General features: G+C 65.5%; 11 protein-coding genes. 4 read left to right on the forward strand and 7 right to left on the reverse strand.

Translation table 11 applies throughout. From position 1 onward, the window contains the following. A complete protein-coding gene (locus tag KTR40_RS00775) occupies positions 1-1,020 on the reverse strand; it encodes a VOC family protein (protein ID WP_228404971.1) in 1,020 nt (339 codons plus the stop codon). Between the two features lie 248 nt (positions 1,021-1,268). Further along, positions 1,269-2,447, reverse strand: coding sequence for an ABC transporter substrate-binding protein (locus KTR40_RS00780; protein WP_139027390.1), 1,179 nt, complete (start codon positions 2,445-2,447; stop codon positions 1,269-1,271). A gap of 428 nt (positions 2,448-2,875) precedes the next feature. Between KTR40_RS00780 and KTR40_RS00785 the strand changes: the two genes are divergently transcribed. Continuing rightward, on the forward strand, positions 2,876-3,586 hold the full coding sequence (locus KTR40_RS00785; protein ID WP_228404972.1) for a PKD domain-containing protein: 711 nt from the start codon (positions 2,876-2,878) through the stop codon (positions 3,584-3,586). Positions 3,587-3,664: 78 nt separating this feature from the next. On the opposite strand, the gene KTR40_RS00790 is transcribed toward KTR40_RS00785, so the two are convergent. Then, on the reverse strand, positions 3,665-3,859 hold the full coding sequence (locus KTR40_RS00790; RefSeq protein ID WP_139027392.1) for a three-helix bundle dimerization domain-containing protein: 195 nt from the start codon (positions 3,857-3,859) through the stop codon (positions 3,665-3,667). 244 nt (positions 3,860-4,103) lie between these two features. Here KTR40_RS00790 and KTR40_RS00795 point away from each other — a divergent pair, with 244 nt between their 5' ends. After that, positions 4,104-4,286 (forward strand): PhoX family protein, encoded by a 183-nt coding sequence (locus tag KTR40_RS00795; RefSeq protein ID WP_228404973.1) that lies wholly within the window; start codon positions 4,104-4,106, stop codon positions 4,284-4,286. A 163-nt stretch (positions 4,287-4,449) separates the two neighbouring features. Here KTR40_RS00795 and KTR40_RS00800 read toward each other — a convergent pair whose 3' ends face one another. Together KTR40_RS00800 and KTR40_RS00805 are read right to left on the reverse strand one after the other, a co-directional pair. Then, the gene (locus tag KTR40_RS00800) at positions 4,450-5,403 is read right to left on the reverse strand and encodes a polysaccharide deacetylase (RefSeq protein ID WP_228404974.1); all 954 of its coding nucleotides are present in this window, start codon (positions 5,401-5,403) and stop codon (positions 4,450-4,452) included. 18 nt (positions 5,404-5,421) lie between these two features. Continuing rightward, a complete protein-coding gene (locus KTR40_RS00805) occupies positions 5,422-6,954 on the reverse strand; it encodes a cytosine permease (RefSeq protein ID WP_228404975.1) in 1,533 nt (510 codons plus the stop codon). 108 nt (positions 6,955-7,062) lie between these two features. On the opposite strand from KTR40_RS00805, the gene KTR40_RS00810 reads away from it, so the two are divergent. Both KTR40_RS00810 and KTR40_RS00815 read left to right on the forward strand, forming a co-directional pair. Next, complete coding sequence (locus tag KTR40_RS00810) at positions 7,063-8,613, forward strand: PucR family transcriptional regulator (RefSeq protein WP_228404976.1); 1,551 nt, start codon at positions 7,063-7,065, stop codon at positions 8,611-8,613. A 148-nt stretch (positions 8,614-8,761) separates the two neighbouring features. Further along, complete coding sequence (locus KTR40_RS00815) at positions 8,762-9,718, forward strand: DUF559 domain-containing protein (protein ID WP_228404977.1); 957 nt, start codon at positions 8,762-8,764, stop codon at positions 9,716-9,718. Positions 9,719-9,760: 42 nt separating this feature from the next. Here the strand turns inward: KTR40_RS00815 and KTR40_RS00820 are convergent, their stop codons facing one another. Both KTR40_RS00820 and purU read right to left on the reverse strand, forming a co-directional pair. Then, on the reverse strand, positions 9,761-10,801 hold the full coding sequence (locus KTR40_RS00820; RefSeq protein ID WP_228406205.1) for an AAA family ATPase: 1,041 nt from the start codon (positions 10,799-10,801) through the stop codon (positions 9,761-9,763). Positions 10,802-10,984: 183 nt separating this feature from the next. Beyond that, entirely contained in the window at positions 10,985-11,881 is an 897-nt protein-coding gene (gene purU, locus KTR40_RS00825) for a formyltetrahydrofolate deformylase (RefSeq protein ID WP_139027397.1), read from the reverse strand. Positions 11,882-11,883 lie beyond the last annotated feature (2 nt).

Genomic DNA, 11,883 nt, shown 5'->3' on the forward strand with positions numbered 1-11,883 from the left:
TTAGCCCCGGCCGTGCTTGGCGTACGGGTTCAGCAGGGCTTCCTTCATTTCGGGCGAGGCGCCTTCCTCCGTGGCGGTGAAGCCCTCGGCAGGCGGGAAGGATTCGGTCATCGAGTGCGGCATGGCGCCGTTCTTGTAGAAGTTGTTCGAACCCAGGGACGGCTTCCAGGTGTTGGCTTCCCAGTCGGGGACGTAGTTGCGGTAGCCGCCGGAGTTCAGTTCCACGCGCAGGCCGGACGGCTCGCGGAAGTAGAGGAAGTTCTGCTCGCCCACGCCGTGGATGGAGGGGCCGTATTCCATGGGGGTGCCGTTTTCCATCATAACGTCGGCGGTGCGGAGCAGGTCCTCGGTTGCGTCCACCCAGAAGGCGATGTGGTTGACGCGGCCGGGACGGCTGGACGTGTCCAGGACAACGCCGAGGTCGTGTGACTTTTCGTTCGTGGTCAGGACGGAGAAGACGGTGATGGGTGCTTCGTCCAGGTCAACGAAGGCCATCACGCGGAAGCTCAAAGCCTCGTTGTACCACTTGGCGAAGCCGCGGACGTCGGAGGTGGCCACCGTGACGTGGTCCAGGAAACGGGGCGCTGCGGCGTGGCTGCTGCGGCGTTCCGGGCGGTCCGGGTAGGTGGACTCGAAGCCGGGCTCGGCCACGAACTTCTCCACGTCATAAAAGAGGCGCATGTGGTGGCCGTAGGGCCCGGTGAATTCGTAGGCCTTGCCGTAGCCGTGGCCGCCGGCGGTCCAGGCGCCCTGCACGCCGGTGGCTTCGATGCGCTGGGCCGCGGCTTCCAGGGCTGCCTGGGAATTGGTGCGCCAGGCCATCCGGCCCAGGGACGCTTCCGGGCCTTCGGTGACCACCAGGCTGTAGCGGTAGTAGTCGCCCCAGCAGCGCAGGTAGACGTTGCCGTCCACGCGGTCGATGATGCGCATGCCGAACTTTTCCTCATAGAAGCGTGCCGAGGCTTCGACGTCCGGGCTGGTGATTTCGAGGTGTGCAAGATGGGAGAGGGGAGTTTCCACGTTGAAGTCCTTCTGGTTACTGGCTGCGGTTTCTTGGTGCAGGTCCTGTAACTACTGTGAGGCACTTCATATATTCGGGGAAGGCGGTGTTTTTGATATCAAGTATCCGTCTCGCTGATACCCCCCTCGAAGGGGACGCTCTCTCACTTAATGCGTCTAAACCGCGAACGCTCGTGCACTTTCCCATGGAAGGTGCGGGAGCGTTGGCCAGGATGACGCATTAAGTGAGAGAGCGTGCCGGCTGGGGACTACTCCTGGCCCAGCCCCGCGGCCGAGGTCTTCTCCCCGGAGACGCTGTTGAGCGCCCGCAGGTCGAAGATCCCGTTGATGTCCGCCTGCTTGGTGGTGCCGGCGGTTACGCCGTCGGCCAGGAGCTTCTGGTAGGTCCCGGCCAGCGGGTCCACGGTAAACACGATGTTCTTCAGGGACCGGTCGATCACGTCGGCCTTCAGTTCGGCTCCGGCGGCTTCCTTGAGCGCGGCGTTGATGACGCTGGCCTTCTCGCCGCTGGCTGCCCCGTTCAGCCACTCGACGGATTTCACGTGGCCCTTCAGGAGTGCCTTGACGGTGTCCGGGTGGTCTGCGGCGAACTTCTGGTTCACGATCAGGATGGTGGTGGGGAACTCGCCCGGCTTGCCGGAAAGCGAGCCGTCCCAGAGGTCCTTCTCGTCCACCAGCACCTTGGCGCCGGCGGTCAGCACCAGGCGGGAGGCCCAGGGCTCAGGCAGCCACGCGCCGTCGAGCTTTCCGTCCTGGAACAGTTTCAGGGTCTGGGCGTTCTCGGTGGGGTTGATGGCGACGTCGCCGCTGCCGTCAACGTTGGTCTTGTAACCCTGCGCGGCAAGCCAGGCGCGGAGGGCGACGTCCTGGGTCCCGCCAAGCTGCGGGGAGGCGAGGATCTTGCCTTCGAGGTCTGCCGCAGAGTTGATCTCCGGCTTGACCACCAGTTGGGCACCGCCTGCCGCGGCGCCGGCGATGATGTTGATCGACTCGCCGCCGCTCTTGACGAACGAGTTGATGGCGGGGTTCGGGCCGATGTAGGTGGCGTCGATGGCGCCGGCATTGAGCGCCTCGATGGCTGCTGGCCCGGCGTTGAACACCTGGGTGCTGAGCTTGGTGCCGCCCAGTTCGCCGGCGATGTAGCCCTGGCTGACGCCGACGAGGGCGGGGGCGTGGGTGACGTTGCCGAAGTAGCCAAGCTTCAATTCGGCGGCGGGGTTGCCGGCGGGGACGGTTTCCTCGGCGGTGGCGGTAGCGGGAGCGGCGCCGCCATTCGCGGTGGCAGCGATGGCTGCGCCGCCTCCCACCAGGGCAAGGAGGACGGCGGCAATGCCAATCTTCTGGCCCAGCGGACGCCTGGGTGTGTTGGACTGCCCCGCAACGATGCGGGTGGAGTCTTGGGGGTTCCTGTTCGAGGGGTCTGACATGGGATTTTCCTTTGCTGGGGCGGATGCTGAGACGAGATTACGGAGCGCCCGGCAGCCCCACAATCATTCCCGTAGCGGGCGTTCACGGAAGGTCTCGAGCGCTCAACAGGGCGTAGCGCGGCGTCAAGAAACGTCGCGGGACGTCTTCTGGGGCGGCGCCGCTGCCGCTGCACCCGATGTGGCGCGGGCACCCACCGTCATCCTCAGCGTTGACCTGGACCACAAACGCGAACGCCTCGTGCAGGCAGAAATCCGTTATGCATTGGGCACATAGACAGGCCGTTAAATTCCTGCGGAAATCTTGTGGGAGTCCCTGTATCGGTAGCGGTGCAGTTCTGCGCATGCTTGTTAGGGCAGCCGAGATCAATGGGGAGATCATGACACCAAGCCATGCAGCTTTACTGGCAACAGCAGGAATGTCGTTAGCCTTGACCACAGGCTGCGCCCAGGGGCCGGGTGTCCTGTCCGGCACCATAACAACCGAGGCCCTCTCCCCGCCTGCCACCTCCACTCAGCCCGGTCCGGCACCGTCCGCCCAGGCCAGTGACTCTCCGCTGCAGGTCATTACCATCCCTTTGGGTAAGAACAGCGGGGTTGAAGCCAGGTTCCCCATTAACGGCTACTTCGCAGCGCCGGGCATGGAGATCACCTTCAATGCCTCTAAGTCCGTCGGCGCAATCAGTACCTATGAGTGGGACTTCGATGGGGACGGCACCTACGATGCGAGCACCACAGTGCCCGTCTACAAGCACACTTATTGGGACGAGTTCGAAGGAGAGTTGGCGCTGCGGGTCTCGAACCCCATCGGAAGCACGCACGTCCTGAGGATCCCGGTTCACGTCAGCACGAAGCCATTTCATCAGCAGTTGGCCCCGCCGAAAAACGTCCGGGCAGAGACGCTCTCCACCGTCAACGGGATCAGCGAAATCAAGGTGTCCTGGGAGTCCGACGATCTGGCTGCTGACTCCTGGGCTATCGCCATCAACGGCATGCCGGTCGGCCGCATCGAAAAGGCAGCACGCTCCACTACGGTCACCGACATCCAGCGGAAAGAAGACGTGCTGGTAGAAGTTTTTGGGGTAACCGCGGACATGGAAGTTGGACTCCGTGCGGGGACGACGCTGCCTGCAGCCAAGTAGGGGCCTCTTTTGCCGCACGGCGTACGGCTCGAACCATCATTCCGACGGCTGGAGCGCGGAAGGAGGGAAGGGCATGCGCTAGTGCTGGGTCAGGCGCATCCTTGCGGCCCGTTCCACAAGGACCGGCACATAATCCCGAATGGGACCGTCGTCGAGGAAGCGGTGTTCTTCAGCGACCACGTCCTCGATGACGGAGCGCTGTTCCTCGGGGAAGCGCTCCGCCAGCCGGTCGACAACAGCCATGAGGGCCCGCACTTCGGGTTCTTTTGTCATTCCCAAAGCTTCGGCCTGGCGACGAGGAGAGTCAACCATCACTTTGTCGTCCCACGTCAGGGCTGCAAGCCTGCACGTGGCGGCCTAGGACGCGGTTGCCTCGGCGTTGGATGGGCGGTCCAGGGCCCTGTGATGGCAAGGGTGAAGCCGGGGGACTGGATGTTGGCGAACAGCCACTTGCGTCCTTGCTGTCAACCAGGATCCTGACCAGGAGGGCGCCTTCGACGGCCCCGACAACATCACGGTGGCACCCCAGGGCGGGCTGATCCTGGCAGAAGACGGCGACGGCGTCTCGCACCTCGTGGGCGTCACAGACCAGGGCATGTCCTACCCGCTGGCCCGGAACGAATTCAACGACTCGGAGTTCTGCGGCCCGGCTTCACGGATGGCCGGAAGGCCATCCGGCCAGGAGGAGGTGCGCGTGTAGCGTGCGCCTGGACGAGAGGAACGTACGACGACGGCCTCGCCGCCTTTCACAGCTGCTGGAGGTTCCAGAATGCTCAAAACAGGAGGAGTGGCCGCTGCCTTTGGCGGGCAGCAGCCACTCCTCCTTGCGGTCTGGTTCCTTGCGGGTTAGCTCCTGGCCGCTCTTAGCCTGCGGCGGCGGGCCGCGACTCCCGGACGGCTGACGGGGTGAACCTCGCCCCGGTGTCGGGGAAGCCCGGCACCTCGATCCGTGCGTGGGTGTGGACCTCCTGGACTGTCCGCCGGGTGTGCTCAGCGATCTCCTCCATGGTTGCCACCCACATGCCGTCCATGCCCTTGACCCGCTCAATAAGCCGTTCCAAGGCAACGGCTTTGGAGGGCCGGCCGGAGATGAAGGGGTGGTTGGTGAGGACAAAGCAGCTGCCCTGGGCATGGTGGGCCTCTGCCTCGAGCGTCCACATTTCCAGGACCTTGGCTGGGCTCTCGATGACGCCGCTGCCTGTCACGCCCGGGTAGAAGGCATACTGCTCCCAGTCGTCCAGGGCCCAGTCCACGGGGATCTCCACAATGTCCCGGGAGTCGCCAGGGGCGACGCTGAAGCGGTAGGGGGCATCGCCGTCGAGCAGGCTTGAATCATAGAGGAACCCGCGGTCCGCCAGGAGCCCGGCGGAGTGCCAGTTCAGTTCCCACCACGGCGCCCGGTAGCCCACCGGCTCCACCCCGGCGGCCTTGGCCAGCGCCTCGAGTCCGCGGTCGATGTACCGCGCCTCTGTCTCCGCGCTGATCCCCTGCATGGGCTCGTGCAGGTAGCCGTGGTGGGCCACCTCGTGCCCCGCGTCCACGATCCGCCGGACGGTGTCCGGGTAGCACTCGGCCGTGAAGCCGGGGACGAAGAACGTGGTGCGGATGTCCTGCCGCTGGAGGATCTGCAGCAGCCGCGGGACCGCAACCTTGGGCCCGTAGGACTGGTGGGTCATCAGGGACATGCGGCTTGTGCTCTTGGGATCGTGGGCGATGGTGCAGGACTCAGCGTCGACGTCGAACGTGAAGGATGCTGCGGCACGCTTGCCCTCGGGCCAGGTGATCGGGTGGGCGGAGTCGGGGAAAGCTTCAGTCATGGTGGTGGTCCTGGCGTCTCAGAGGGCTGCAGGCGTGCCGGGCTGGGCCGCGGCGCCTGTCAGTTCGGTGGGCAGCTGGAGGGTTGCAGCGTGTGATGGGGCCTGTTCAATGAACCTGCGGTGCACCTTGGGGCCCAGGATGGCGTAGCTGGTGGCGCTCGCAAGACCGCCGGCGAGCCATGACAGGTCCCAGCCGCCCAGGGCGACGGCCATGGGGCCCTGCATCGCCGGAACGAGTCCGTACATAAACAGCCACGTGGCGAAGATGCCCACCAGGAGGGAGGTGACGCCCGCCCAGTTGACGCCGGGGAGCCGCCTGGTGCCGACGCCGTCGAACAGCCTTTCAGGGTTGCCGGGCCAGCGCTTGTCGATCCAGAAGTAGTGCACCAGCATTACGCCGCCCCAGGCGGCCACCCAGGCCACCAGGCCGATGAGCCAGGCGTCGAGGACTGCGGCGAAGTCCTCCTGGAAGATGAAGAAGACGACGGCGGCGAGGGAGAAGACGCCGACGAACAGGTTGAGCTTGCGGCGGCTGATGGTGATGTCCAGCGCCTGCGTGGCCACCGAGAAGGTGTAGATGTTGAGGATGTTGGTGGCGATGGGGCCGTGCAGCACCATCAGGAGCACCGGCAGGGCGAGGACCCCGAAGTTCTGGACAATCAGCTTTCCGGGATCGATTTCGCCGCTGTTGGTGGCCAGGCTTGCACCCAGGACGCCCAGCCAGACGACCGGGATGAACTGGCCCAGGACCGATGCGAGGTAGACCTTCTTCTTGGGCACTTCGGTGCTCACGAACCGGGAGTAGTCCGCGGCGTAGGTGAACCAGGTGATGCCCCAGCCGATGCCGATGGCAGTCATGACGGCACTCATGGCGGCGATGCGCTCGGAGCCTTCCAGGATGTCGCCGGCCGGGCCGGCGTAGCCCCAGTCGATCTTCATGCCGAACCAGGCCACTGCGGACATTACTGCCAGGATGATGATGGTGGGCGGGACGGTCCACTTTTCGAAGGCGGCGATTGCCTTGTAGCCGAACCATGCAATGGCTACCTGGGCGGCCATGATGGCGGTGGCGACGCCGATCTTCCAGGCGTAGTTGTGGGTGGTGGGGTCAACCCAGCCGAGCGTTCCGAAGAGCGCCATGACCAGGTCCAGAATGATCCAGGTGTTCACCGCGCACCAGCCGATGACCAGGAGCGCCTGGATGGCGGCGGGGAGGTAGTTGCCGCGCCGGCCGAATGCGGCACGGGCCAGGACCATGCCGGTGGCGCCGGTCTTTTGGCCCAGCAGGACGAAGCAGCCGAAGAGCAGCATGCCGATCAGGTTGCCCAGCACCAGGACTGTCACGGTGTCCGCGAAACCCAACCCCAGGTGGATTCCGAGGGCACCCAGTACCCAGTTGATCGGTGCCAGGTTGGCGCCGGCCCAGATCCAGAACTGGCCGGAAACTTTGTGCGTGCGCTGGGACTCGGGAATGGGCTGGAGCCAGGCTTCGCAGTCTTCGGCCGGCGCCATTGCCGGCCCGGACTGCTTCGTGGAGAGGTTGTCTTGCATGGGGGAGCCTCCATAAGTGAAAGGGATAGATTCAGGTTATGTGGCTCAGGCCACAATTCACCACATACAATGTGTCGTGAACATTTGTATTTCACGCGACGGAGTGTCATGCCCATAAGCCTGCAGGATGTTTTGAAACACCCCACCCTCACCCCTGCGGACCCCGTCATCCGCGCAGCGGCGGGCGTGGCAGTCCAAACCCAGCTGCGCTGGATCCACTCCAGTGAAGTGTTGGACATCGCCCCGTTACTTGGCGGTGGTGAACTCCTGCTCACCGGCGGCCAGGCGCTGGCCGCGGCGACGGACAAGCGGCGTATCGGCTACATCTGGGAGCTGGCGGAACGGGGAGTGGCTGCACTGGCCATTGAGACGGGCCCAGCCCTGCCGTCCATTCCGTCCTCCATGGTGGGTGCAGCTGAGGCCGCGGGAATTCCCTTGATAGAGCTGCGCAAAGTGGTGCCCTTCGTGGGCGTCATGGAGGCCATCAATTCGCTGCTGGTGAGCGTGTCGGCTGCGCACCTTCAGCAGGCTGACCGGGCAAGCCACGCCATGGCGGTGGAGCTGGCCCACGGCGGCAGCCTCGACCGGATCCTGGCCGTCCTGGCCGACGCTACGGGCGCGGAAGTTGTCCTGACGTCCAACGCGGGGGCTCCGCTGGCAAGCGCACTGCCTGCTGACTTTGTTGGGAATGCCGGGCTGACGCCCGCGGCGGACGCCGACCAGGACCGTGCGCGCACCACCCATATCGATGTGTCCGTGCGGGGTATCCCTTCAGCGCGCCTGAGCCTCCACACCTTGCCGGGCGGGGATGTAAGCCTGGCAAGGATTGCCGGGACACGCGCAGTGGATATTCTGGCACTGGCCCTGCTGCAGCGCATGCCGCCTGGCCTGAAGGAGATGGCAGGAGCCGCCCTGATCCGCGCCGTTGATTCCGGCACCCAAAACTGGCGGCTCCAGCAACTGGCGCCGGCTGCAGGCATCCCCCCGGCTGCGCAGCTGGTGGCAGTTGTGATCCGGTCGCCCGGTTCCCGGCAGCTGCGCACCACCGTGGAGCAGCTGCTGGACCGGGTGGGCCGGCACAGTGCCAGCTACGCGGACAACGAGGAGCTGTTGGCGCTCGCAGTGTTGCGGACCGGCAAAGCGCATGAGGACCGGAGCGGGATCCTGGCCGGACTCCGGACGCTCGACTTGCCGGAGGGCAGCATCAGCTCGGTGGGTCCCGTGGCCTCCGGAATCTCGGCGGCACCGTGGTCGCTTGCGGAGGCGCGGCTGACGCTGGATGTGGGGGGCGGCGGTGAGCCGCGCCCGCCCGGGTCGCGAATGGCCAGCGAGGTGCTCGACGCCGAGGCCTTCGGAGTGGAACGCCTTGCGTTCCATTCCCTGGACGAGGTGCAGCGGACCGATTTTGTCCGGCAGCAGCTCGGTGCCCTTCTTGAGCACGATGAGCAGCGGCATTCGGCGTTGGTGGAAACCTTGAGGGTCTGGCTGGACTCCGGATGCAATACGGCGCAGGCCGCGCGGGAGCTGCACCTGGAACGCCAGTCGATGCACCAGCGGCTGACGCGGATTTTCTCCCTCTGCGGCGGCGATCCCCGCGGCACCGGCCGCCTCGCTGCCCTGCACCTGGCGGCCCGCCTCGCCACCCCGCAGCCCACCTAGCACGCTCTCTCACTTAACGCGGGTTTTGAGCCGACGCTCTCTCACTTAACGTCGGTTTTTGGGCCACCCTCTCTCACCCGTCCGCCAGCTCAACGGGGCCTGTGGATAACTTCTGCAGCCTCCTGCCGTCTCGGGGCACAATGCCAGCATGCGAAAGCAAGTTCTTCCCCTTCCGTTGGCAACAGCTCCCTTCACCTTCGCGTCGGCCAGGGCTTCCGGCGTCACGTTGGACCGGCTCCGGCGCAACGATGTAGTCAACGTGGGCCGCGGCCTCTACCGTCCCGCAGACTGGGACTTCGACCTGGAAGACGCCGCCAGAGTGTTGTCCGCCGCGTCGCCGGGAGCTTGGATCTCGCACGTGACAGCGGCGCGGCTCCGGTGCCAACTGCTGCCACCGTGGCTGGCGGACTCCACAGAATTGCACCTCAGCAAGCCTCGTGCGCTGCCGTCGGTCCGCCGCAAGGGCATCTTCGGCCATACCGTCCTTGCCCTTGAAAATGAGGTTGAGGTGGTCGATGGCATCCGGCTGAGCACCCGGTCCCGCACCTGGCTCGACCTGGCAAAGGTTCTGCCGCTCCACGACCTGGTGAGCATGGGTGATGAACTCATCCGCATCCCGCGGGTGGATTTCGAGGGAAGGACGCAGCCCTACGACACCCCGGCGGGGTTGCGCATCCTGGTCGGCCGCCACCCGAATCTCCAGGGCATCGTCAAGGCGCGTGAAGCATTGGACCTGATGCGCGTGGGCGCGGACTCGGCGCCCGAATCGCTGCTGCGCCTGGCCATCGTCAGTGCAGACCTGCCCGAGCCCGAACTCCAGGTGCTGTTGCGCGCCGGAGACGCACGGTCGCCGTCGGCCGACCTCGCCTATCGTCACCGCCGCCTTGCCATCCAGTACGACGGCGGACATCACCTTGGTGACGCACAGATCCTCAGCGACAGGAGACGGGACAAGGCCTTCGAATCAGCAGGCTGGACGGTCCTTGTCTTCGACAAGGACGACCTCGCTGACGATTTTCAGCGCGCAGTACAGCGGATAAAACGGGCGCTCCGAAACGGTCCGCTTGACCACCCCCAAGCGTCCGGGTTTGCCAGCGGCGAGTGAACGGCGTCGGTGCTGCAGCCATGACAGCTGCCGCGGATCCGGTCAGACCAGCCAGCGCCACCAGCGGGGCTGCTCAGGTTCCGGTTCTGGCGTCGGTTCCGGCTCCGGCTGCTCGCCCAAGGCCAGCGCGGCCTCCACGATGTCGTCCGCCGTGAGCGTCATGACGGCCTCACGATCGAGCGCGTCGAGGCTTTGTTCTTCGTCGAGCGACAGCCGCAGCGCCTGGCGGTTGATCGCCTGCTCGAACAGCGTACGGGCGAACCGTGCGTTGCCGGAGTCCTCGCCTGCGTGCAGCCCGGTGAGGATGCGGCGCAGTGTCTGGTCCGCACCAGGCTCCAGCCTGTACTCGTGCTGGGCCAGCATCTGGTGGAAGATCGTCTGGAGTGCGTCCACGGAGTAGTCGGGGAAAGTGATCTCGCGGGCGAACCGGGAGCGCAATCCGGGGTTCGAGAGCAGGAAGGACTCCATCAGCCGCGGGTACCCGGCCACGATCACCACCAAGCGGTGCCGGTGGTCCTCCATCCGCTTGAGCAGGACCTCGATCGCCTCGGGGCCGAAGTCCGTCCGGCCGTCTTCCGGGGCCAGCGCGTAGGCTTCGTCGATGAACAGGACGCCGTCCAGCGCACGCCGGATTACCCGGTCCGTCTTGATGGCGGTCGCGCCGACGTACTGCCCCACCAGGCCCGAACGGTCGACTTCGACCAGGTGGCCTTTCTGCAGCAGACCCACCGCGCGGTACATCTCGGCCAGGAGCCGCGCCACGGTGGTCTTGCCCGTGCCCGGGTTTCCGAGGAACACCAGATGCTGTGATGTCGCCACTTCCGGCAAGCTATGCGTCTTACGGCGGGCCTGGACCTGGAGCAGGGCGACGAGGGCCCGCACCTGTTCCTTTACGGTCTCCAGTCCGACCAGTGCGTCGAGCTCGGCCTGCACTTCGGACAGCGGGCGGGCCGGCCCGGGCCTCGCACCGATGAGATCGCCCACCAGGTCGTCAACGCGCTCGGAACCGTGCAGCCTGAGCTGATCGGTCAGGTGGCCGATGGTTTCGCGCAGGTCGTCGAGCGGATTGCGGCTGGCAGCCATGCATCCACTGTAGTACTCGATTCCCAACCGGGATGGGGCTGGCCTCACTGGGTGAGAGAGGGTCCGGCCAAACCCGCGTTAAGTGAGAGAGGGTCCGGCCAGAACCCGCATCGAGTGAGAGAGGGTCCGGCCAAAACCGACATCGAGTGAGAGAGCGTCTGGTGGGGAGGGGCAGGGATGGGGCTACCGGAGGACCACCGTGCGGTTGCCCTGCAGGATCACCCGGCCTTCGCAGTGCCAGCGGACCGCGTTGGACAGGGCCTTGCACTCGGTGTCGCGGCCGGCGGCCACCAGGTCCTCGGGCCCATAGGTGTGGTTCACCTCCACGGTCTGCTGGGCGATGATCGGTCCCTCGTCCAGTTCGGCGTTGACGTAGTGCGCCGTTGCCCCAACAGTTTTCACACCGCGCGCATACGCCTGGTGGTACGGCTTGGCGCCCTTGAAGCTGGGCAGGAACGAGTGGTGGATGTTGATCGCCTTGCCGTCCAGCTTGCGGGTCAGGTTGTCGCTGAGCACCTGCATGTAGCGGGCCAGCACCACAAGTTCCACGTCGAACTCGTCCACCAGTTCCAGCAGCCGGGCCTCGGCCGCGGGCTTGGTCTCCGGCGTCACCGGCACGTGGAAGAACGGAATGCCGTGCCATTCCACCAGGGCCTGGTGGTCCGTGTGGTTGGACACCACGGCCACCACGTCCACCGGCAGTTCACCGATGCGCGCCCGGAACAGCAGATCGTTCAGGCAGTGCCCGAACTTGGACACCATGATCAGCACTTTCCGCTTGGAACCCTGCCGCTCCAGCCGCCAGCGCATCCCAAAACGCTCCGCAACCGGACCAAAAGCCGCCCGCAGCGTGTCTACGGTGGAGGCATCGCCGTCGGACGCAAAATGCACCCGCATGAAGAAATGCCCTTCGGAACGCTCGCCGAACTGCTGGTTGTCGATGATGTCGCAGCCGTGCTCCAGCAGGAAGCCGGACACGGCGTGGACAATGCCGGGCGATTCGGAACAGTCCAAAGTCAGGACGTGCTCCACAGTGGTCGGGGAAGTGGCAGGGACAGTTTCAGTCTCAATGGCAGTCATGG

Source organism: Pseudarthrobacter sp. L1SW (assembly GCF_020809045.1).
Lineage (GTDB): Bacteria > Actinomycetota > Actinomycetes > Actinomycetales > Micrococcaceae > Arthrobacter.